The organism is Rhodocyclus gracilis, assembly GCF_009617575.1.
Taxonomy (GTDB): Bacteria; Pseudomonadota; Gammaproteobacteria; order Burkholderiales; family Rhodocyclaceae; genus Rhodocyclus; species Rhodocyclus gracilis.
In genome coordinates this window covers 63291-83428 of record NZ_WIXJ01000004.1, presented here as the reverse complement: position 1 = coordinate 83428, position 20138 = coordinate 63291, and the positions used below count along the sequence as shown (strand labels likewise).

The window sequence follows — 20138 nt, the reverse complement described above, 5'->3', positions numbered from 1 at the left end:
GACTGGTTCGGGCAGGAGGCTGTGGTGGTAGTAAAAACCAGTCGTGTCGCGCCCGGGGAATCGCTTGCCGTGGTGCCGGCCGCAGGCGTGCAGCGCATTCTTTTTGTCGGGGCGTCGACCGGAGGAACCGAGGCGATCAAGCTCTTTTTGCAGGGATTCCCGGCCGAGTGCCCGCCGACTCTGGTGGTGCAACACATGCCGGAGAGTTTCACGGCGTCCTTCGCGCGCCGCCTCGACGGCCTCTGCAAGGCGAGGGTGCTCGAGGCGCAGGGCGGCGAACGTGTCGAGGCCGGGACGATCTATATTGCGCCGGGACACTCGCATCTGCAGATCCGCCGCTCGGGCGGCGTGCTGCAGACCGAACTGTTGCAGTCGCCGCCGGTCAATCGCCATAGGCCGTCGGTCGATGTGCTCTTCGATTCGGCGGCGCAGGTGGTGGGAAAGCATGCGGTGGGCGTCATCCTTACCGGCATGGGCAAGGACGGAGCGCAGGGCATGTTGCGCATGCGCCAGGCCGGTGGCTATACCTTCGGGCAGGATGAGGCCAGTTGTGTCGTGTATGGTATGCCGCGCGAAGCGGCCTTGATTGGTGGCGTCGACGAGGTGGTGCGTCTTGATGAGATGGCACGCCGCGTCTTGGGGGTTTTCGGCCGGGTGCTTGTCTGAGTGGCGTCAGGCCTTACGGGACAGAGAGAAACCATGCAGACCCAAACAAGTGTCGATAATGGTCAGGGAGTGGTCAAACTGGCCGGTCGCTTCGACTTCAATTCGCACCGCGACTTTCGTGCCGCGTACGACACGCTCATGGAAGATGCGCAGGTGCAATCGGTGATCGTCGATCTGGGCGGTGTCGATTACCTCGACAGTTCGGCGCTTGGCATGCTGCTGATGTTGCGCGACAAGGCCGGTCTGACCGGCAAGACCGTGGCGATTGCCAATGCGCGCGGTAGCGTCAAACAAGTCCTCGATATCGCCAATTTTCGTAAGCTGTTTGCATTCGTTTAGCCCCACAGAGGGCGCCGTTGTAGTGGCCGGTGCGTCGTGCACCGGCGGCTGGTTCGGGAAAACAAGATAACAGTCACCACTCCGAGTGACGCGTCGACTAACGGTGCGCCGCCAGGGGGAGAGGAGTAGGTATGGGAAGTGTTGCGTGGATGATCCGGGCGGCGCTTGCCGCGCAGGCCCTGCTGGTCGGTCTTGCGGTCTGGGGGGCGTGGCGCTTTGCCGGAGATTCGCCGTGGGCGTGGGCGGCGTTGGCGGGTTCCGCTCTCGTTGGCGTCGTGGTTTTTTCCCTCGTGCTCGATCGTGTTGTCGCCACGCGTTTGCGGGCGCTTGGCACCGTTATCGGACACATGCGCCTGTCGGGTGATCTGACGCAGCGAGTGCCGGTCAGCGGCAAGGACGAGTTCGCCGTTACGGCGCGCGAATTCAACGCCCTGATCGAGTCGTTCCAGACGATTATCGGCAAGGTGTTTTTCAACTCGCTGGAGTTTGCCCGTGCGGCGCACGAGCTGATCGGCGAGGCCAATCGTGTTGCCAGTGGGTCGTTGCAGCAGTACACGGCGGCGCAGTCGACGGCCGAGGCCGTCGGCGAGCTGACCGGCGCGCTGCATCAGGTGGCCGAGAACACCTCCGAGACAGCTTCTATTGCCGAGTCTTCCAGCGCCCTGTCGAACGACGGCATGCGGGTTGTGCACGAGGCGGCAGCCGAGATGGACAAGATCGCCGGCTCGGTGACAGCGTCGGCGAACGTCGTTGGCGTACTCGGCGAGCGCTCGAAGGCGATTGGCGGAATCGTACAGACGATCCGCGAGATTGCCGACCAGACCAATCTGTTGGCGCTCAACGCGGCCATTGAGGCCGCGCGTGCCGGCGAGTCGGGACGTGGCTTTGCCGTCGTTGCCGACGAGGTGCGCAAACTCGCCGAACGCACCGCGCGCGCGACGAGCGAAATCAGCGAGATGATCGCCTCGATACGCGGCGAGACCGATAGCGCCATCGCCAGTATCAGCGAAGGCAGCGGACAGGCGGCGACGGGGGCTGAACTGGCGCAGCAGGCCGCAGCGGCCCTTGAGCGTATCAATGACGGGGCGCGCGAAACCATGGAGAAAGTCAGCGCAATTGCCGTGGCGGTCGAGGAGCAGAGTCGCGCCGGCGAGGGCATTTCCGAGCACGTGCGCGACATCATGCGCATGGCGGAAGACAACCAGTCCGCGGCCAGCAAGACGCTCGGCGAGGCAGCACAACTGGAGTCGCTGGCCGCCAACCTGAAGGAAATCGGCGACGTCTTTTGCCTCGGCCCGGCGGGCGACGAGGCCGTGGCAACGCACGCGCGCATGCCGGCGATCGTGCAGGCGGCGGCCAAAGAGGTTGGCCGTCTCTTCGATCAGGCCGTCGATAGCGGCAAGATCACTCTCGATGCGCTCTTTGATGACCACTATCAACCCATCGCCAATACGCGTCCGCCGAAATTCAAAACGCGTTTCGATGACTTTACGGATCAGGCGGTGACACCTTTGCAAGAAAAGGTGGTCGAAGATGCTGCGTGGGTGGTTTATGCCATTTGTTGCGATGTGCGGGGATATGTCCCGACCCATAACCGCCGTTTTTCGCAGCCCCTTACGGGCGACGAAAAAGTCGATTTTGTGAATAACCGTACCAAGCGCCGGTTTGACGATCCGGTAGGTCGCCGCTGCGGCGCGCATGCATTACCGTTTTTGCTGCAGACGTATCGGCGCGACACCGGGGAAATCATGCATGATATTTCCGCTCCCATTTACGTCAAAGGCAAGCAGTGGGGTGGTTTCCGTATTGGTTACCGAACAGGCTTCTGATTCGTCCGGTCGGGCCTGCCGCCGGGGTAGGGCGTGGCGCGTGCAGGGGTGATGGCTTAATATACTGACGCAGGGTTTCATTTGCGCCGGACTGTGTTCCGAGGGAGAAGTCAGGAATGTCGGAGTTGCTCAAGAATATCGATGCCAGAACCAAGCTTGCGGGTACCAACAAGCTTGAGATTCTGCTTTTCTCGCTCGGTGTGGATGCGCGAACCGGGCGTCGAGAGACGTTCGGTATCAATGTGTTCAAGGTGCGCGAGGTCATGCGGACGCCGGCGATTACGGCGGCGCCCGAAATGCCGAATGCTGTCGAGGGAATGGTCAGTCTGCGCGGCTCGCTGGTGCCGGTGGTCGACCTCGCCCGCTATGCGCGCGTGCAGACCGAAACCCCGCGCGACATCATGATCGTTACTGAATACGCGGGCCACACCCAGGGTTTTCTGGTCGAGGGGGTCGATACCATTCTGCGTCTCGACTGGAGCCAGATGCGTGTGCCGCCCGAAATGCTGATTGCCGAAATGGGCGGTCTCGTCACCGCCGTGACCGAATTGCCGGATGGGCGTCTGGTCATGATGATGGACGTCGAAAAGGTTCTTTCCGAGACGACGAGCTACGACGACGACTTCGTTTATCGGACGATTGCGCCGCTCAACAAGCCGGACGTCATGGTCGTCTTCGCCGACGATTCGGTGGTTGCGCGCAAACAGATCGAACGCACCTTGCAGGCGATGGGGGTGCCCTCGGTGGCGGCAATCAACGGCCGTCAGGCCTGGGAAGAAATGCAGAAGCTTGCGGCACTGGCCGCCGCCTCCGGGCGCAAGGCTTCCGATCTTGTAACGCTCGTCCTCACCGATATCGAAATGCCGGAAATGGACGGCTACATGCTGACCAAGAAAATCAAGAGCGATCCGCGTTTTGCCGGCATCCCGGTGATCATGCACTCGTCCTTGTCGGGCATGTCGAATCAGCAACTTGGCAAATCGGTGGGTGTCGACGAATACGTCGCCAAGTTCGAGCCACAGCGTCTTTCCGAGACCTTGGCTCGTCGTCTTGTGGCGGCCGGCGTCGTCGCTAAAGCCGATTGAGCGGGATACCTGCGGAGTCAATGATGGATATGGCTGAAAAGAAAAACCTGCTCGAAAGCGTCGATGCGCGCACCGGGCTGGCAGGCTCCAACAAAATGGAGATTCTGCTGTTCTCGCTGGGTACGCGCGAGACCTTCGGTATCAACGTTTTCAAGGTGCGCGAGGTGGGGCGCACGCCGCGCATCACGCGCACCCCGAACATGCCGCGCGGCGTTGAGGGACTTATCTCGCTGCGCGGTAACGTCATCCCGGTGCTCTCGCTGGCGTCTTTCCTCGAACTCGACGGCGTGCCCTCGGGCTTGGGCAACACGATGATGGTGGCCGAGTACTCGAAGCGCACGCTTGGCTTCCTCGTCCACGAAGTTGACCGGATCATCCGCGTCGATTGGGAGAAGGTGCGTGCGCCCGAAGCGCTGCTGTCGGCGAACCAAGGGCTCATCACGGCCGTGATTGAGCTCGAAGGGGGGCGGCTGGTGTCGATCCTCGACGTCGAGCAGGTGCTCGCCAATGCGTTTGGCGAGGCCGTGATCATCGATATCGCGCCGGCGCGCATCGCCGAGGAGACCAGCATTTTCTTCGTCGATGACTCGGTGGTTGCCCGGCGCAAAATTGCCGAGGTGCTCGACCGTCTGGGCGTCAAGCACAAGCATGCCAATAACGGCGCGGAAGCTTGGGCGCGTCTGCAGGCGATTGCGGCACACACGCAGCAGGCGGGAATCGCCCTGCGCGATGAAATCCGACTGATCCTCGTCGATGCCGAAATGCCGGAAATGGACGGCTATGTGCTGACCAAGAACATCAAGGGCGATTCGCGCTTCGAGGGGGTGCCGGTGGTGATGCATTCCTCGCTGTCGTCGGAAGCCAATCGCGCGATGGGTAAGGCGGTAGGCGTCGATGCCTACGTCGCCAAGTTCGATGCCGAGGTGCTTGCCGATACCTTGCGCCCGATGTTGGAGCGGTAGGCGAGGTTTGGGGGGGTATGCCCGACGCCGGCGGATCTGCGCCGGGCTTTGGAATCTGTAGGTAACAATTGGGGTAAAGAATGTCTGATCCGAAAACGAGATTTCTGGTGGTCGACGACTTCTCGACGATGCGTCGAATCGTCCGCAACCTGTTGAAAGAGCTCGGTTATACCAATGTTGATGAGGCCGAAGACGGCGCTATCGCGCTGCAAAAGCTCCTCAACGGCGGTTATGAATTTGTCGTCACGGACTGGAACATGCCGAACATGGACGGTCTGACGATGCTGCAGAAAATCCGCGCGACGCCGACGCTCAAGCATCTGCCGGTGCTGATGATCACCGCCGAGGCCAAAAAGGAAAACATCATCGCGGCGGCGCAGGCCGGGGCCAACGGCTACATCGTCAAACCGTTCACCGCCGCCACGTTGGCAGAGAAGCTGCAAAAGATCTTTGAAAGGATGGGTGGCTGAAATGAGCGACCCGAAGATGTCTGGTGATTCGAACGATCTAGAGGCGCTCTTCGACAGTATCGCGTTCGGTGGCGTATCGACGCCGAATCCCGCGGCCGCTCCTGCTCCTGTTCCGTCGCCGGCAGCCCCCGTAGCGGCTGCCGCCGCTCCGACACCCGCGCCGGCAAAAGCTCCTGCAGCTTCCGTCCTGCAGCAGGTGCGCGAAGGTGGCGGTGACGACTCTGATGAACTCCAGGCACTCTTCGATTCCGTCGCCAGTCAACGGCAGGGGCAGGAGGCGGGACAGGAGACGGCACCTGCTGCGGCGTCCGAGAACGCCGAGTCCGCTGAATGGACGGCACAGGAGAAGGTTTTCAACCGCGTCGGGCAGATGGCGCGCCAGTTGCATGACTCCCTCGTGGAACTTGGCTACGACAAACTGCTCGAAAAAACAGTCAATGTGTTGCCGGACGCCAAGGATCGCCTCGCTTACATTGCGAACCTGACCGAACAGGCGGCGTGCCGCGTGCTCAACGCGACCGACGTGGCCAACCCGATTCAGGAGGAGCTGGAGTCGTCCTCGCAGGCACTTGGCAAGCGTTGGGACGCAGTGTTCGCCAATCAGGTCAGCGTGGAAGATTTTCGCGCCCTGGCGATTGAAACACGGGAATTCCTCAATCGTGGCGTTCCCCAGCGCACCGGTGCGACGCGCGCACAGTTGCTCGAGATCATGATGGCGCAGGACTTCCAGGATCTCACCGGGCAGGTGATCAAGAAGATCATCGCGCTGGCGCAGGATCTCGAGGCGCAGCTGATGAACGTGCTGATCGAAACAATGCCGGAGGCGCGGCGCAAGGAGTCGCCGACAGGACTGATGAACGGCCCGGTGATCAACGCCAGTGGCCGTACCGATGTCGTCGGTAGTCAGCAGCAGGTCGACGACCTGCTCGATAGTTTGGGTTTCTAGGCAGGAGGCCGGAATGAGTGATTTCGCCGGAATGGAAGATCTCTTGCAGGATTTCCTGCAAGAGGCGCACGACCTGCTGTCCGATGTCGACAACAAACTGGTCGATCTGGAGCGAACGCCGGATGATCGGCGCTTGCTCAACGACATCTTCCGCGGTTTTCATACCATCAAGGGCGGCGCCGGCTTTCTCAGCGCCACCGAATTGGTGACCTTGTGTCACCTGACCGAGAATCTGTTCGATCGACTGCGTAACGGCGAAATGACGCTGACTTTCGATCTGATGGACATCATCATGGCGGCGACCAAGGGCGTACGCGACATGTTCGGTGAGCTGGGTCAAGGCGTGCAGCCGCACCCCGCCGCGCCGGAGGTCATCGAAGGCTTGCGTACGGCGCTGGAGACCGGGCACGCCCCGGCACCTGCTCAGGCCGCTGCGCCGGCGGCGGCGCCTGCCGCCGTGGCTGCCCCTGTCGCAGCGCCAGGCGCTGCCGCGGCATCGGGCGAGCCGCCCTGGCAGCAGCTGCTCAATGCCGTCACCGGCAATGCGGCGGCGCCGGCCGAGGATGTGATTACGGCCGCCGAGGTGGCGAATCAGATGGCGCCGCATTTTCCGCCGGAAGGGCGTCGCGCGACCGACAAGCCGGGGGCGGCGGCTGTTACCGGGGCGGCGGGTGGGCGGCGCACCGAAGAACGTGCTGCGACGCGTGAAAACACGATCCGCGTCGATACCGCGCGGCTTGATCAGGTATTGAACCTGTCAGGTGAAATCGGCCTGACGAAGAATCGCCTGACCAGTCTGCGTGCCGACATCCTCGCCGGCAAGACCGACGCGGATACCTTGCATGCGCTCGATCAGGCGGTGAGCCAACTCGATCTCCTAGTCTCCGATCTGCAAAATTCGGTGATGAAGACGCGGATGCAGCCGATTGGCCGCCTCTTCCAGAAATATCCGCGCATCGCCCGCGATCTGGCCCGGCAGTTGGGCAAGGATGTCGAACTGGTGCTGTCGGGTGAAGAAACCGAAGTCGATAAGACCATGGTCGAGGATCTCGCCGATCCGCTCATCCACTTGATCCGAAACGCGGTCGACCACGGCGTCGAATCGCCGCTGGAACGTCAGGCAGCGGGCAAGCCAGCCAAGAGTGTCGTCCGCCTCGAAGCGCGGCAGGAAGGCGATCACATCGTCCTCATCGTTGCCGACGATGGCCGAGGGATGAGCGCCGAGCGCATCCGCGCCAAGGCCGTGGAAAAGCGCCTGCTCACCGAAGAGGAGGCCAGCACGCTCGACGAGCGGCAAAGTCTCAACCTGATTTTCCTGCCGGGCTTCTCGACGAAAACCCAAGTCTCCGATGTGTCGGGCCGGGGCGTCGGTATGGACGTCGTCAAGACGAACATCCAGAAGCTCAACGGCTCAATCGAGATTCGCTCCGAGCAGGGCAAGGGGTCGGTCTTCGTCATCTCGCTGCCGCTGACGCTGGCTATTCTGCCGGTGCTGCTGGTCTTGCTGGGCGATCAGCCGTTCGCGCTGCCCTTGTCGATGGTGCGCGAGATCCTGCCGATCGAGCGCGACAAGATGCAGGAGGTTGGCGGCAAACATACGCTTGTTCTCCGTGGCGAAATCCTGCCGGTGGTGGCTCTGTCGCACCTCTTGGGCTGGCCGCAGGACGAGCCGCCCGAGTTCGGCGTGCTCATGCAGACTTCCGAGCGCAGCTTCATCCTCTCGGTCGACAGTTTTGCCGGGCGCGATGACGCAGTGATCAAGTCACTCGACGACTTCAGGCCGCGTGGGGTGGCTGGCGTGACGACGCTCTCCAACGGGCAGATTGTGCTGATTCTCGACATGAAGGAGTTGCTGTCTGACCTCGGTTCGCACATCGATTCCGATGTGCGCGCGGGAATCGGGAGGGCGCTGGAATTAGCCGTTTGAAATAAATCACTCAGCAGGACGGCAAAAGGGACGGGGAGCTTCGGCTCCCCGTCCCTTTTGTGCGTTTGCGACAGCTGTTGCGTTACTGCTACTATTCGAGAAATGATCTAAAAAATGTCGCATACCCCTTTAATTTTTATTGATTTTTCCTATAATGGCTCCGAATTCACCGGAACCCTTCGATGGCCGAAGATAGCGACCTTGAAAGAACAGAACCAGCGTCAGGTCGACGGCTGGATCAGGCGCGTGAACAGGGTCAGGTTCCCCGCTCACGCGAGGTCGGTGCTTTTCTCGTTCTCATCGTTGGTGCGGCGACCTTGTGGGCGCTTGGTCCGTGGGTGGTGCAGCGCTCCATGGCACTCTTGCGGCACGGCCTGATTCTTGAGTCGCCCTTGCTGCACGAGCCGCAACAAATGCTGGTGCGTCTGACCGACGTGTCGTATGACGCCCTGCTGGTTTTTTCCCCGATTTTGTTGGCACTCATTCTGGCCGCTCTGATTTCTCCCTTCTTCCTCGGCTCGTGGGTGTTCTCGACGCAAGCGCTGGTGCCTGATCTGACGCGTCTTGATCCGATCAAAGGACTGGCTCGCCTCATTTCCTGGTCCGGGCTCGTCGAGTTGCTCAAGGCAGTGGCCAAGGCTGGCCTGATCGCCGGCATCGCAGCGTGGGTGATCTGGAGCGAACGTGGCCAGATTTTTTCCTTGTACGACCAGTCGCTGCAAACCGGCATGGCCGGTGCCGGCAATCTTCTGGTGTTCAGCTTCTTCGCGGTGGTTGCCGCGATGCTGCTGATCGTCGCTGTCGATGTGCCGTTCCAGCTCTGGCAGTACTACGACAAGCTGAAGATGACGCGCCAGGAAGTGCGCGACGAATTCAAACAGATGGAAGGCGACCCGAAGGTCAAGGGACGCATTCGCAGCATGCAGCGCGAGGCGGCGCGGCGCCGCATGATGGGAGCGGTGCCGAACGCCGACGTGATCGTCACCAACCCGACGCACTTCGCCGTCGCGCTCGCCTACAGCGCCGGGATGAAGGCGCCGAAGGTCATCGCCAAGGGGCGTGGCGAAGTCGCGCTGAAGATTCGCGAAATCGGTGCGGCCAACGGTGTCCCGATGCTCGAAGCGCCGCCGCTGGCGCGCGCGCTCTACAAGCACGTCGAACTCGATCAGGAAATCGCGGTAGCGCTCTACGCCGCCGTCGCCGAGGTGCTCGCTTACGTGCATCAGCTCTCGCAATGGCGTCGTTCCGGCGGCCAGTATCCGGCGCCACCGCGTGAAATAGCGGTGCCGGCCGAGTTGGTGCCGGAGGTACAGAATGGCTGAGACCGCCGTTCGCCTGCAGAGCCTCTTTGGTCGCATCGGCCTGCGCCAGATGGCGGGGCCGGTACTGATCCTGCTAATTCTGGCGATGCTGGTGCTGCCGCTGCCGCCCTTCGCGCTGGACGTGCTGTTCACCTTCAATATCGCCATTTCGATCATCGTCATGCTGGTCGCGTTGAGCGTGACGCGGCCGCTCGATTTCTCGATCTTTCCGACAGTGTTGCTGGTCACGACCTTGCTGCGCCTGTCGCTCAACGTCGCGTCCACGCGCGTCGTCCTGCTCGAAGGCCACACCGGCCCGGACGCGGCCGGCAAGGTGATCGAGGCCTTCGGCAGCTTCCTGATCGGCGGTAACTACGCGGTCGGTATCGTCGTCTTCCTGATCCTCGTCGTCATCAACTTCGTCGTCATCACCAAGGGTGCTGGCCGTGTCGCGGAAGTCGGTGCGCGCTTCACCCTCGATGCGATGCCTGGCAAGCAGATGGCGATTGACGCCGATCTCAACGCGGGCCTGATTGGTGAAGACGAGGCGCGTCGCCGCCGCTCGGAAATCTCGCAGGAAGCCGACTTCTATGGCGCCATGGACGGCGCCTCGAAGTTCGTGCGCGGCGACGCGGTCGCCGGCATCATGATCATGCTGATCAACGTCATCGGCGGTCTCGTCGTCGGTGTTCTGCAACACAACCTCGACATCGGCACGGCCGCGCGCAATTACACGCTGCTGACCATCGGTGACGGACTGGTTGCCCAGATTCCGGCGCTCATTGTTTCGATCGCCGCCGGTATGGTGGTGACGCGCGTTGGCGAAGACGAGGACCTGTCGCAACAGTTCATCTCGCAACTCTTCGCCAAACCGCTGGTGATCGGTATGGCTGGCGGCATCGTCGGCCTCCTTGGCCTGATTCCCGGCATGCCCAACCTCGCCTTCCTGTTGCTGGCGTCGGCGCTCGGCACGCTGGCCTGGCAACTGAACAAGCGCCGCGAGGCCAAGTCGGCGGAGGTGGTTGCCGTCGCGCCGGCACCGCTGCCCGAGACGCAGGAGGCCAGTTGGGCCGACGTGGCGCCGGTCGACGTGCTCGGCCTCGAAGTCGGCTATCGCCTCATTCCGCTGGTCGACAAAGCCCAGGACGGCGAACTGCTGCGCCGCATTCGCGGCATTCGCAAGAAATTCGCGCAGGAAGTCGGCTATCTCGTGTCGCCGGTGCACATTCGCGACAACCTCGAACTCAAGCCCAACGCTTACCGGATCTTGCTGAAAGGCGTCGATATCGGTCAGGGCGAGGCCTTCCCCGGCAATCTGCTGGCGATCAATCCCGGTCGTGTTGCCGGGACGCTGGCCGGCGTCGCAACGCGCGACCCCGCCTTCGGCTTGCCGGCGATCTGGATCGAAATGAATCTGCGCGACCAGGCGCAGGCGTACGGCTACACGGTCGTCGACGCCAGTACGGTCGTCGCGACCCACCTCAATCACCTGATTCTCTCGCACGCTTCCGAGTTGCTCGGGCGGCAGGAGACGCAGGCGCTGCTCGACCATCTGGCGAAAGACATGCCGAAGCTGGTCGAGGATCTGGTGCCGAAAGCGATGCCGCTCGGCACCTTGCAGAAGGTCTTGCAGAACCTGCTCGACGAAGGCGTGCACATCCGCGACATGCGCACCATCGTCGAAGCGCTGGCCGAGAACGCCGCGCGCACGACCGATGCCGAGCAGCTCACCAGTCTTGTTCGCGTCACCCTTGGTCGCGCCATCGTTCAGCAGCTCTATCCCGATGGTAACGAAATGCAGGTGATGTCGCTCGATCCACAGCTTGAACGGCTACTCGTTCAAGCGGTTGCCGGTAACGGCGAAAACGGCAGCATCGAGCCGGGGCTGGCCGATACCCTCGTGCGGGAAACCATGGCTGCGGTACGTCGTCAGGAGGAGCTCGGCTTGCCGCCGGTACTCCTCGTTCCTTCCAATTTACGCACGCTGCTCTCGCGGTTTTTGCGGCGTGCCGTCACTCAGCTCAAGGTACTTGCGCACAGCGAAGTGCCTGAAAGCAGAACAATCAAGGTCACCTCTATTATTGGAGGCCGAGTATGAACGTCAGAAAATATATCGCTCCCAACGCGCGCGACGCACTGCGCAAGGTCAAAGAAACCCTGGGCCCGGATGCCATCATTCTCTCGAACCGCAGCGTTGCCGGCGGTGTCGAGATCATGGCCGTCGCCGCCCGCGACATCTCGATGCTGGCGCCCGCCGGCAGCGGGCGTGACAACGCCGCGTCGGCTGACGATTACACCGTGCGCCTCTCACCGGCGGGCGCTCAGCCGCCGCTCAGCCGTCCAGCGGCGGCGGTGCGGAGCGCACCGGCGGTTGCCCCGGCCGCCCCTCCGGCGGTTGCACCGGCGCGCCCTGTCACCGCCCGCAGCGAGGCGCCCTCACTGGCTCCCCCCGTACCGCCGAAGCTCGATCCGCGCCCAGTCGTGGCGGAGCAAAGCGCCGAGGTCGTCCCGGCGGTCGTCATGGACGAAATCCGCGCCCTGCGCCGTATCGTTGAACAGCATCTGGCCGGTTTCGCCTGGGGCGAGTCCGCCCGCTCCGAGCCGGTGAAGACCGAGGTGTTGCGCCAATTGCTCGACGCCGGCTTTTCGCCGCAACTGGCGCGTGATCTGCTGGCCGGTTTGCCGCATGACTTCACGGTCGCGCAAGCCTTGGCCTGGGTGCGTGCTGCCGCCGATCGCAGCCTGCTGACGACGGATGGCGGTAGCGACATCGTTGATCGCGGAGGCGTCTACGCGCTGGTGGGCCCGACGGGTGTTGGCAAGACGACGACGACCGCCAAGCTGGCCGCACGTTGCGTCCTGCGCCACGGCGCAGCCAAAGTGGCCCTGGTGACGACCGACGGCTACCGGATTGGCGCCCACGAACAACTGCGCATCTATGGCCGCATTCTTGGCGTGCCGGTCCATCTCGTGAAGGACGCCGCCGATCTGCGGCAGACGCTCGGCGAACTCCAGCACAAGCACATGGTGCTGATCGACACCATGGGAATGAGTCAGCGTGATCGGCTGGTCAGCGAGCAGGTAGCGATGTTCGGCGAAAGTGGCGTCAAGCGCCTGTTGCTGCTGCCGGCAACCGGCCGCGGAGACACGCTCGACGACGTGGTCCGTGCTTATAACGGTCCGGATATGGCCGGTTGCATCGTCACCAAGGTCGATGAGGCCGCCAGTCTTGCGCCTTCGCTCGACGTCATCATGCGGCAGCGTCTGAGCCTGCATTACATCTCCAATGGCCAGCGCGTGCCGGAGGACCTTCATCTGCCGAACCGCACCTATCTGCTGCATCGTGCCTTCAAGGAAGCGCCGGAGGCATCGCCGCACCGCTTCGACGGCGTCGAGCCGCGTCTGGTGATGGCTAACGCGGCTGTCGCAGGGGGACAGCGTGGCTGATCTGCTGGGCGATCAGGCGTCCGGCTTGCGCCGCTTGTTCGGCCAGGAGCGGGTGCGCATCGTCACGTTCACGGCGGCCAGTGCTGGCGTCGGGCGTAGCGTCGTCGTCGCCAATCTGGCGGCAGCGCTTGCTCGTCAGGGCAAAGACGTTCTGATCATCGACGAGAATGCCGATGCGCGCATCGCTGCCCTGTTCGGCTGCGTCGCCCGTCACGATCTGGCAGAAGTCATCGACCGCAAGCTGCGTCTTGGCGATGTGCTGATGCCTCTGGCGACGGGGGTTCGTCTCCTGCCCGCAGCGCGTGCCGTGCAGGGGCTGGCGAAACTCGGCGCTGCCAAGCGTGACGCCCTGCTCGATGACATCGCCGCCATGGATCGGCCGGCCGACGTCATCCTCGTCGACGCCTCGTCGGCACATCCGCTGGGTTTTTCGCCGTTGGCGCTGGCGGCGGACGAGACGGTGATGGTGGTTGCGCCGACGTCGAGCGCGATTACCGGCACCTATTCGCTGATCAAGAAGGTCAGCATGGGCTTCGCGCATCGACGTTTCCGCCTGCTGATCAACAAGGCTCGGGGTATCGACGAGGCCGAGGCGATTCACGCCAATATCGCGCATGTCACGTTCAGCCGAGGCGTCGCGCAAACGGATTACGCCGGTTACGTGCCGCTTGACGAGCATCTTTGCCAAGCAGAACGACGCTGTCAGCCGGTGCCGACGCTCTTTCCCGATGCGCCGTCGGCGATTGCCTTCCGGCAATTGGCGGGCGAACTCCTGCATTGGCCGGCCCCCGCCGGCGATACCGGGGGCTTCGAACATTTCGTGCAGCAACTGATACACTTGAGCCAACGCATAGACCGCTGCGTCATTCACACCCGATAGCGTCCTCCGCTCAAGAATGTACACTGCCGCCGGTCAACCCGATACCGATCAGCTGGTACAGCGATTTACGCCGCTTGTGAAGCGGATCGCTTACCACCTGATGTCCCGCCTTCCCGCCAGCGTCCAGGTCGACGATCTGGTGCAGAACGGCATGCTGGGTCTTCTCGACGCCATCAGCCGCTTTGAGAGCGGCTTGGGCGCGCAGTTTGAAACCTACGCGGCGCAACGTATTCGCGGCGCCATGCTTGACGGGCTGCGCGAAAACGACTGGCTGCCGCGCAGCCTGCGCCGCGACTTTCGCCGTGTTGAAGCGACGATTGCCCGGCTGGAACAGGAAAACGGACGCGCCCCGAGCGAGCAGGAGCTTGCTGCCGCGCTCGACATGTCGCTGGCCGATTATCAAAAGATGTTGCAGGAGGCCCGCGGCCACCAGATCATCTATTTTGAGGACATGACCGACGAGGCGGGCGAGGACTTTCTCGAGCGGCATTTCACCGATGATTCCGCCGACCCCTTGAACCAGCTTGAAGATCGCAAATTGCGCGAGTCGCTGGTGAAGGGCATCGAAGCCTTGCCTGAGCGTGAAAAGCTGATGATGGCGCTCTACTACGAGCAGGATCTCAATCTGCGGGAAATCGGAGAAGTCATGGGAGTGACCGAATCGCGGGTCTGCCAGCTGCATACCCAGGCCGTTGCCCGCCTGCGCTCGCGCCTGTTCGGCGAGAAGTCGGCGGCTGGCAAGGGCGCGCGCAAGGAGCCGCGCCGTGGATAAGATCAGTTTTCTCGGCATCATCGTTGGCATCGTCGCCATCTTCGGCGGACAACTGCTTGAAGGTGGCAACGTCGGTTCGCTCGCGCAGCCGACGGCGCTGCTCATCGTCCTCGGCGGCACGCTGGGCGCCGTCATGCTGCAAAGCCGCTTCGTTGTCTTCAAGCGCGGGCTGATCATGCTCAAGTGGGTCTGGGTGCCGCCGGTCATCGACCACGCCCAACTCATCCGCCAGATCGGTAACTGGAGTCAGGTGGCGCGTCGCGAAGGGCTGCTGGCGTTGGAGAATTCGACCGGACAGGTGAAAGACCCCTTCACGCGCAAAGGACTGCAACTGTTGGTCGATGGCGCGGAGCCCTCGCGCCTGCGTGAGGTCATGGAAGTCGAGATCAACACCTACGAAGACGAGTTGCGTCAGGGGGCGCGCGTCTGGGACGCCGCCGGCGGCTACTCGCCGACCATCGGCATTCTCGGTGCTGTCATGGGCCTCATTCACGTCATGGAAAACCTCTCCGATCCCTCGAAGCTGGGGGCGGGGATTGCCGTCGCCTTTGTCGCGACGATCTACGGCGTCGGCCTCGCCAATCTGGTGTATCTGCCGGTGGCGGCGAAGCTCAAGGCGCATATCGGCCGGCTGGTCGCGCAGCGCGAGATGATCGTCGATGGTCTGGTCGGGATCGCCAACGGCGACAATCCGCGCATCATCGAGAGTCGTTTGCGCGGTTACTTCACCTGATCATGGCACGGCGCAAGATCGAGGAAGAACCGGACAACCACGAGCGCTGGTTGGTCTCCTACGCCGACTTCATCACCCTGCTGTTCGCCTTTTTCGTCGTCATGTACGCGATTTCGTCGGTCAACGAGGCGAAGTACCGCGTATTGAGCGACTCCATCGTTAACGCCTTCCGCAACATTGCCGTGACGCCGAGCGGGCAGACGATGGTCATCGTGCCGGCGCCGGAGACGACGCCCTCGCCCTCGACGCAGCGGCCGCCGCCGGACGAGGTGCGCGAAAAGCAGCGGGAGAAGCAGCGCGACAAAATGCGCAACGTCGCACACGACATCCTCAAGGTCATGGAGCCGCTGATTCAGCAGGGCAAGGTTCGCGTCCTCGAGACCAGCCGCGGCGTGACCATCGAGATCAACGACAGCATCCTGTTTTCGCCCGGACAGGCTCAGTTGCAACAGGCTTCGGTAAAAGCCATGCGCGCCATTGCCGATGTGCTGGTCGATACCGAATTTCCGATCATCATCGAAGGGCACACCGACAACGTGCCGATCAGCACGCAACAGTTTCCTTCCAACTGGGAACTCTCGGCGGTGCGTGCGACGACGGTGCTGCGCCTGTTTACCGATGTCGGCGTCACGCCGGATCGGCTGACGGCTATCGGCTACGGCGACACCCGTCCGGTCGAGCCGAACCTGTTGGCGGATGGGCGGGCACGAAATCGCCGCGTCTCCATCCTCATCGAGTCGGCCATTCCCGAAAAAGGCACCGAACTCAATCTTGAGGGCAAAGTGCTGAGCGACGGGCCGAATACGGCGAGTGGTGCTTCCTCTGGTAGCGGCAAGGGGGGGGCGCAAACGGCGCCCGGTGGTGCCCGCTAAGCAATCACGCTCGAAGGGTGTAGCGGCACAGCGTCCGTAGCGGTGGGGGCGGTACAGCGCGCCTAGGTGCACAGGGATCGGCACAGGGGCGCAGCGGTGGCGCGTCCCGACGTTCAGAAGTGGATCAGACGGCGCCGCGCAGATTGCCACTGCCAAACGGCGAGTGCTGGCCATCAGGGCCGTACAGCGGAAGAGGCCGTGTCGAGCCGAGCAGGGCTTCGAGAGCTTGCGCGTTGTGCTGGAGATGCAGGCGTACGAGGTCGCCATTGACGCGCGTTAATTCGCGCGCTTCCGTTGCCAGTTCCAGCAGGTGGTTCCAGCCACGTTGCGCGGCCAAATCGCCTGGATGGGTTTCCAGCCAGGCGGCGATTCCGTCTCGGTCGGCGGGGAGTTGTCGGCTGGCGAGGAGGGTGTTGCGTGTCTGCGCGCGCTGCGCGACGGCATTGGCCGCCGTGATCTTCTCGGCGATGAGTGGCGCCAGTTCGTCGGCTTTGGCCTCGGTCAGCGCGTCTTGCTCCCGGCGCAAAATGTCGATGAATTCAACAATCGCCGAGCTTTCCGCTTCGATGGCTTCCGACAGTTCGCGCCAGCCGTTCATGAAGCAGGCGCCGTTTAATTGCGCCGACCGGCTTGCACGAGTTCGCGCGCGCTGTCGACCAAGCGACCGGCGATGGCGTCGGCGTTGATGGAGAAGCGTCCTTCAGAAATGGCTTGTCGGATTTGGGCGACCTTGGCCGTATCGACCGGCGCTTCGCCTTGGGACGACTTGATCTGTGCCGCGAAGCCGCTGAGGCGCACCGCCGTCGCTTCGGCGCTGGCAGGAGTGGGGGCGGAGCCAGCAGCCGGCGTCGTGCGCACACGGGTTTCGCTGGTGTTGAAACCAGTCGAAGGTGTGACGGGGCGTTCAATTTTCACGGTGGACCTCTCTGCGTTACTTCGTCTGTCTGTTATATCGGCGCTCGGTGCAGCAACTTTAGTGCAGATTGCACAAAAGTTGCGCATGTGCGCCGATTATTTTTCTAGCCTGTCAGTAGTTTACCTCGACAATGCCGCCCGTGCGTGCGATGCCGGTGATCGTCTGTCCTGAGGCGCCACGCACCTGTACGACCTGACCGTCGGCTGCATTGTTCAGCGCTCGCCCGTCGCTGCTGGCGCTGAAGCCCGCGCCCCGCGAAATCAGCTTGACGTTCTGCCCCTGCTGGACGGCCCACGGAGCGAGCAGGAGATCGCTCCGCAAAGGTTGCCCGGCGCCGAGGCCGGAGCGCGGTGTCTTGCCGATGGCTTGCGCGGCGTCGGTGACCACCGTCGCCGGCATGCCTCCCAGATCGCCTTGCCGCTCGACGATGTCGCTGGCGGAGAGCGGCTGGCCGGCGGCCAGGGGGCGGGCACTGACGAAGTAGCTGCCACTGATGTTCACGTCCACCGGCACGTAAACGACCCAACTGGCCGGCCCCAGACAGCGCACGCCGACGGTGGCTTTGCCCCACAGCCGTCCGCCAGCGGGCAGGAACGGCTCGAAGGCGCTACACGCGGCGAGCTGGATGCGGGGGTCGAGGCTGCCGATGCGGTAACTGACCTTGCCCGGCAAGCCGCGCGTCTGCGCGCGCAGGTAATCGTCGATGGCGCTTGTCAGGGCGGGCTGCGTCGATTGGGAGTTAGGCGCCGTCTGTGGCGTCGTCTGCGCGTGCGCGAGCGTCGTGGCAAAGGTCGCCAGCAGGGTTAGCAGCATGTGCCGCCAGTGCGCCAGGTGGGGGGCGGCAGGCAACCCGGCGCCTCTCTCGGCGTGCGGCCGCCGGGAGGATTCCCCCCTGGCATCGATGCGGGGCGGGAGCGTCTCGAGGGGGGGCGTGGCAGACGATGGCATGGCGTCATTGTGCCCCAATCGTCACGCAAGTCGAAGCGCCGTGAGGCCTTCCTTGCTGTGCCTTTCGCGCGATGCGGACGGTCGCGGCGAGGCGAAGGCGGCGGCAATTATTGCCGACCTTGCCGATGCCGGGCAGGCGTGTTCGGGGGGGCTGCGTCCAATACGTCGACCATTTGGAGGCTCGTCGCTGCGTGCTGATGGCAGCGCAGGGGGCGCCGATGTTTGGGCGTCTTGCGCGCCATTGCCGGCGCATTTCGCTGCGGTGTCGCGGTGTGGAGCATGCGCGCAAAGCCTGCCGAATCAATGCCGGAGCGCCAATGCGCAGGTGCCCGCGCCGCCTGCGACGGCGCCTGTTGCACCCGGTCGTCGAAGAGACCAATGCCGACGACTGCCTTGCCGTCGAGTCGGGGAGGATACCCCGGCGCGCCGCCCGTCGCCCCATGATTGATCCGGCGCCGTGGTACATGGCACACGTCTTGCACAAGGAGACGCACAACTACCGCGATCCGCTGACCGGACACTCGCCATGACCAGCAAACTCGACCAGGCATTTTCGTTTCAACAAAAGGCGCTCGACCTTCGCGCCTACCGCCAGCAAGTGCTGGCGGCGAACATTGCCAATGCCGATACGCCGCAGTTCAAAGCCCGCGACTTCGATTTTGGCAGCGCCCTCAAGGACGCGATTGCCGGCCGGCAAGGGCAACCGCTGTCGCTGACGCTGACCTCGGATCGCCACATCCCGGCGAGTGGTAATGCCGAACCGGTGTCGCTGATGTACCGCAAGGAAACGCAATCGAGCGTCGATGGCAACACGGTGGACATGGACGTCGAGCGCGGCAAGTTTTCCGAGAATTCGACGTATTACGAAGCCGGGCTCACCTTCATTACCGGCCGCGTCAAGTCGATGATTTCGGCGATTCAGGGGCAATAAGCGATGAGCGTCTTCAGCGTCTTTCACATTGCCGGCAGTGCCCTGACGGCGCAGTCGATGCGCCTCAATACCGTCGCCAGCAACCTCGCCAACGCCGACAGCGCGGTCAGCTCGGACGGCAAACCCTACCGCGCCAAGCAGGTCGTCTTCGAGGCAACCCCGATTCAGGGCGAGGCGTCGCAGGGCGTGCGCGTCAAGCAGGTGGTCGAGGATGCCAGCCCGCCGCGCCTTGTGTACGACCCGCGCCACCCGGCGGCCGATGCGCAAGGCTATGTGGCCATGCCGAACGTCAGTGTCGTCGACGAGATGGTCAACATGATCTCCGCGTCGCGCTCGTACCAGAACAACGTTGAAGTGATGAATACCGCCAAGCAGCTACTGCTGCGCACCCTGGCGATTGGTCAATAAGCTGAATTTGCGAGGAGAGACACATGGCTACCGTGCAATCGAGTACTGAGACTGATCCGTATGCCGCGATCAACGCGCTGGGGAGCAGTTCGACCAAGACGACCTCCACGACGCAGGACGCGCAGGACCGCTTCCTGACCCTGCTGGTCACCCAGTTGAAGAATCAGGACCCGCTCAATCCGCTGGATAACGCGCAGGTGACGACGCAACTGGCGCAGATCAACACCGTCAGCGGCATCGAAAAGCTTAACTCGACGCTGACCTCCCTGATGTCGACCTACAACGACGGCCAGGCGATGCAGGCCGCCGGCATGATCGGTAGCAAGGTGCTGGTTCCCGGCTCGCAGATGACGCTGGCGACAGGCTCGCAGGCGGTTGGCTGCGTGTCGCTCGCTTCGGCGGCCGACAAGGTGACGGTGACCATCACCGACGCCAACGGCACCGTCGTGCAGACCCAGGATCTCGGCGCGCAGGCGGCGGGCACCGTCACCTTCGGCTGGGACGGCAAGAGCGCCGACGGCACGGCACAACCCGCCGGTACGTACAAATTGGCAGTGACGGCGAGCAATGGCGGCACCGCCGTCACGGCGACCCCCATGCAGATCGGCACGGTGTCGTCCGTGACGCGCACCTCCGGCGGCTTCCAGCTCGATCTCGGCACGCTGGGCAAGGTGGACTTCTCCAAAGTGCAGCAAATTTTCTAAGA

Annotated in this window: 22 protein-coding genes; 19 read left to right on the top strand and 3 right to left on the bottom strand. The window is 63.1% G+C overall.

Features of this window, described 5'->3' with window-relative positions; translation table 11 throughout:
- Nucleotides 1-24 precede the first annotated feature (24 nt).
- The 15 genes from GHK24_RS07580 (at nt 25) to motD (ending at nt 16229) form a co-directional block, all read left to right on the top strand.
- Nucleotides 25-666 carry a chemotaxis protein CheB gene (locus GHK24_RS07580; RefSeq protein ID WP_340642735.1) on the top strand — a complete coding sequence of 214 codons (642 nt, stop codon included), beginning with the start codon at nt 25-27 and terminating at the stop codon, nt 664-666.
- A gap of 33 nt (nt 667-699) precedes the next feature.
- The gene (locus GHK24_RS07575; RefSeq protein ID WP_153471531.1) at nt 700-1005 is read left to right on the top strand and encodes an STAS domain-containing protein; all 306 of its coding nucleotides are present in this window, start codon (nt 700-702) and stop codon (nt 1003-1005) included.
- A 131-nt stretch (nt 1006-1136) separates the two neighbouring features.
- On the top strand, nt 1137-2834 hold the full coding sequence (locus GHK24_RS07570; RefSeq protein ID WP_153471528.1) for a methyl-accepting chemotaxis protein: 1698 nt from the start codon (nt 1137-1139) through the stop codon (nt 2832-2834).
- 116 nt (nt 2835-2950) lie between these two features.
- Nucleotides 2951-3919, top strand: coding sequence for a chemotaxis protein (locus GHK24_RS07565; protein WP_153471525.1), 969 nt, complete (start codon nt 2951-2953; stop codon nt 3917-3919).
- A 23-nt stretch (nt 3920-3942) separates the two neighbouring features.
- Nucleotides 3943-4881, top strand: a complete 939-nt coding sequence (locus GHK24_RS07560; RefSeq protein ID WP_153471522.1) for a chemotaxis protein — start codon at nt 3943-3945, stop codon at nt 4879-4881.
- 80 nt (nt 4882-4961) lie between these two features.
- Complete coding sequence (gene cheY / locus GHK24_RS07555) at nt 4962-5351, top strand: chemotaxis response regulator CheY (RefSeq protein ID WP_153471518.1); 390 nt, start codon at nt 4962-4964, stop codon at nt 5349-5351.
- Between the two features lies 1 nt (nt 5352).
- Entirely contained in the window at nt 5353-6297 is a 945-nt protein-coding gene (gene cheZ / locus GHK24_RS07550; RefSeq protein WP_153471515.1) for a protein phosphatase CheZ, read from the top strand.
- A gap of 13 nt (nt 6298-6310) precedes the next feature.
- Complete coding sequence (locus GHK24_RS07545; protein WP_194286398.1) at nt 6311-8224, top strand: chemotaxis protein CheA; 1914 nt, start codon at nt 6311-6313, stop codon at nt 8222-8224.
- Between the two features lie 182 nt (nt 8225-8406).
- A complete protein-coding gene (gene flhB, locus GHK24_RS07540; protein ID WP_153471512.1) occupies nt 8407-9546 on the top strand; it encodes a flagellar biosynthesis protein FlhB in 1140 nt (379 codons plus the stop codon).
- A complete protein-coding gene (gene flhA / locus GHK24_RS07535) occupies nt 9539-11623 on the top strand; it encodes a flagellar biosynthesis protein FlhA (protein ID WP_153471509.1) in 2085 nt (694 codons plus the stop codon). The genes flhB and flhA overlap by 8 nt, the downstream gene beginning before the upstream one ends.
- A complete protein-coding gene (gene flhF, locus GHK24_RS07530) occupies nt 11620-12972 on the top strand; it encodes a flagellar biosynthesis GTPase FlhF (RefSeq protein WP_153471506.1) in 1353 nt (450 codons plus the stop codon). Before flhA ends, flhF begins: the two co-directional genes overlap by 4 nt.
- Nucleotides 12965-13852, top strand: a complete 888-nt coding sequence (locus GHK24_RS07525) for a nucleotide-binding protein (protein WP_167681554.1) — start codon at nt 12965-12967, stop codon at nt 13850-13852. Before flhF ends, GHK24_RS07525 begins: the two co-directional genes overlap by 8 nt.
- A 16-nt stretch (nt 13853-13868) precedes the next feature.
- Nucleotides 13869-14624 carry an RNA polymerase sigma factor FliA gene (locus GHK24_RS07520; RefSeq protein ID WP_153471500.1) on the top strand — a complete coding sequence of 252 codons (756 nt, stop codon included), beginning with the start codon at nt 13869-13871 and terminating at the stop codon, nt 14622-14624.
- On the top strand, nt 14617-15357 hold the full coding sequence (locus GHK24_RS07515) for a flagellar motor protein (protein WP_167681555.1): 741 nt from the start codon (nt 14617-14619) through the stop codon (nt 15355-15357). Before GHK24_RS07520 ends, GHK24_RS07515 begins: the two co-directional genes overlap by 8 nt.
- A gap of 2 nt (nt 15358-15359) precedes the next feature.
- Entirely contained in the window at nt 15360-16229 is an 870-nt protein-coding gene (motD, locus tag GHK24_RS07510) for a flagellar motor protein MotD (protein ID WP_153471497.1), read from the top strand.
- Between the two features lie 124 nt (nt 16230-16353).
- Here motD and GHK24_RS07505 read toward each other — a convergent pair whose 3' ends face one another.
- The 3 genes from GHK24_RS07505 to flgA all read right to left on the bottom strand — a co-directional run bounded on the left by GHK24_RS07505 (nt 16354) and on the right by flgA (nt 17958).
- The gene (locus GHK24_RS07505) at nt 16354-16827 is read right to left on the bottom strand and encodes a flagella synthesis protein FlgN (protein ID WP_153471494.1); all 474 of its coding nucleotides are present in this window, start codon (nt 16825-16827) and stop codon (nt 16354-16356) included.
- 14 nt (nt 16828-16841) lie between these two features.
- Nucleotides 16842-17144: a flagellar biosynthesis anti-sigma factor FlgM gene (gene flgM, locus GHK24_RS07500; protein WP_167681559.1), complete on the bottom strand. Its 303-nt coding sequence runs from the start codon at nt 17142-17144 to the stop codon at nt 16842-16844.
- A gap of 112 nt (nt 17145-17256) precedes the next feature.
- Nucleotides 17257-17958, bottom strand: a complete 702-nt coding sequence (gene flgA / locus GHK24_RS07495) for a flagellar basal body P-ring formation chaperone FlgA (RefSeq protein ID WP_153471488.1) — start codon at nt 17956-17958, stop codon at nt 17257-17259.
- Nucleotides 17959-18410: 452 nt separating this feature from the next.
- Between flgA and GHK24_RS07490 the strand changes: the two genes are divergently transcribed.
- The 4 genes from GHK24_RS07490 to flgD are packed head-to-tail and all read left to right on the top strand — an operon-like array spanning nt 18411 to nt 20136.
- A complete protein-coding gene (locus GHK24_RS07490; protein ID WP_153471485.1) occupies nt 18411-18623 on the top strand; it encodes a hypothetical protein in 213 nt (70 codons plus the stop codon).
- Nucleotides 18620-19024 (top strand): flagellar basal body rod protein FlgB, encoded by a 405-nt coding sequence (gene flgB / locus GHK24_RS07485; RefSeq protein ID WP_153471482.1) that lies wholly within the window; start codon nt 18620-18622, stop codon nt 19022-19024. Before GHK24_RS07490 ends, flgB begins: the two co-directional genes overlap by 4 nt.
- A 3-nt stretch (nt 19025-19027) precedes the next feature.
- Nucleotides 19028-19432 (top strand): flagellar basal body rod protein FlgC, encoded by a 405-nt coding sequence (flgC, locus tag GHK24_RS07480; protein WP_153471479.1) that lies wholly within the window; start codon nt 19028-19030, stop codon nt 19430-19432.
- Between the two features lie 23 nt (nt 19433-19455).
- Complete coding sequence (flgD, locus tag GHK24_RS07475; protein WP_153471476.1) at nt 19456-20136, top strand: flagellar hook assembly protein FlgD; 681 nt, start codon at nt 19456-19458, stop codon at nt 20134-20136.
- The last annotated feature ends 2 nt before the right edge of the window (nt 20137-20138 follow it).

Excerpts from the sequence above, each read along its gene's own strand:
- cheY (WP_153471518.1), top strand. The coding sequence starts at position 4,962 with ATGTCTGATCCGAAAACGAGATTTCTGGTGGTCGACGACTTCTCGACG.
- motD (WP_153471497.1), top strand. The coding sequence starts at position 15,360 with ATGGCACGGCGCAAGATCGAGGAAGAACCGGACAACCACGAGCGCTGG.
- GHK24_RS07520 (WP_153471500.1), top strand. The coding sequence starts at position 13,869 with ATGTACACTGCCGCCGGTCAACCCGATACCGATCAGCTGGTACAGCGA.
- GHK24_RS07575 (WP_153471531.1), top strand. The coding sequence starts at position 700 with ATGCAGACCCAAACAAGTGTCGATAATGGTCAGGGAGTGGTCAAACTG.
- GHK24_RS07560 (WP_153471522.1), top strand. The coding sequence starts at position 3,943 with ATGGATATGGCTGAAAAGAAAAACCTGCTCGAAAGCGTCGATGCGCGC.
- GHK24_RS07505 (WP_153471494.1), bottom strand. The coding sequence starts at position 16,827 with ATGAACGGCTGGCGCGAACTGTCGGAAGCCATCGAAGCGGAAAGCTCG.
- GHK24_RS07570 (WP_153471528.1), top strand. The coding sequence starts at position 1,137 with ATGGGAAGTGTTGCGTGGATGATCCGGGCGGCGCTTGCCGCGCAGGCC.
- flhB (WP_153471512.1), top strand. The coding sequence starts at position 8,407 with ATGGCCGAAGATAGCGACCTTGAAAGAACAGAACCAGCGTCAGGTCGA.
- flgB (WP_153471482.1), top strand. The coding sequence starts at position 18,620 with ATGACCAGCAAACTCGACCAGGCATTTTCGTTTCAACAAAAGGCGCTC.
- GHK24_RS07565 (WP_153471525.1), top strand. The coding sequence starts at position 2,951 with ATGTCGGAGTTGCTCAAGAATATCGATGCCAGAACCAAGCTTGCGGGT.
- GHK24_RS07545 (WP_194286398.1), top strand. The coding sequence starts at position 6,311 with ATGAGTGATTTCGCCGGAATGGAAGATCTCTTGCAGGATTTCCTGCAA.
- GHK24_RS07490 (WP_153471485.1), top strand. The coding sequence starts at position 18,411 with ATGCGCAGGTGCCCGCGCCGCCTGCGACGGCGCCTGTTGCACCCGGTC.
- flgC (WP_153471479.1), top strand. The coding sequence starts at position 19,028 with ATGAGCGTCTTCAGCGTCTTTCACATTGCCGGCAGTGCCCTGACGGCG.
- flgD (WP_153471476.1), top strand. The coding sequence starts at position 19,456 with ATGGCTACCGTGCAATCGAGTACTGAGACTGATCCGTATGCCGCGATC.
- flhF (WP_153471506.1), top strand. The coding sequence starts at position 11,620 with ATGAACGTCAGAAAATATATCGCTCCCAACGCGCGCGACGCACTGCGC.
- cheZ (WP_153471515.1), top strand. The coding sequence starts at position 5,353 with ATGAGCGACCCGAAGATGTCTGGTGATTCGAACGATCTAGAGGCGCTC.
- flhA (WP_153471509.1), top strand. The coding sequence starts at position 9,539 with ATGGCTGAGACCGCCGTTCGCCTGCAGAGCCTCTTTGGTCGCATCGGC.
- flgA (WP_153471488.1), bottom strand. The coding sequence starts at position 17,958 with ATGCTGCTAACCCTGCTGGCGACCTTTGCCACGACGCTCGCGCACGCG.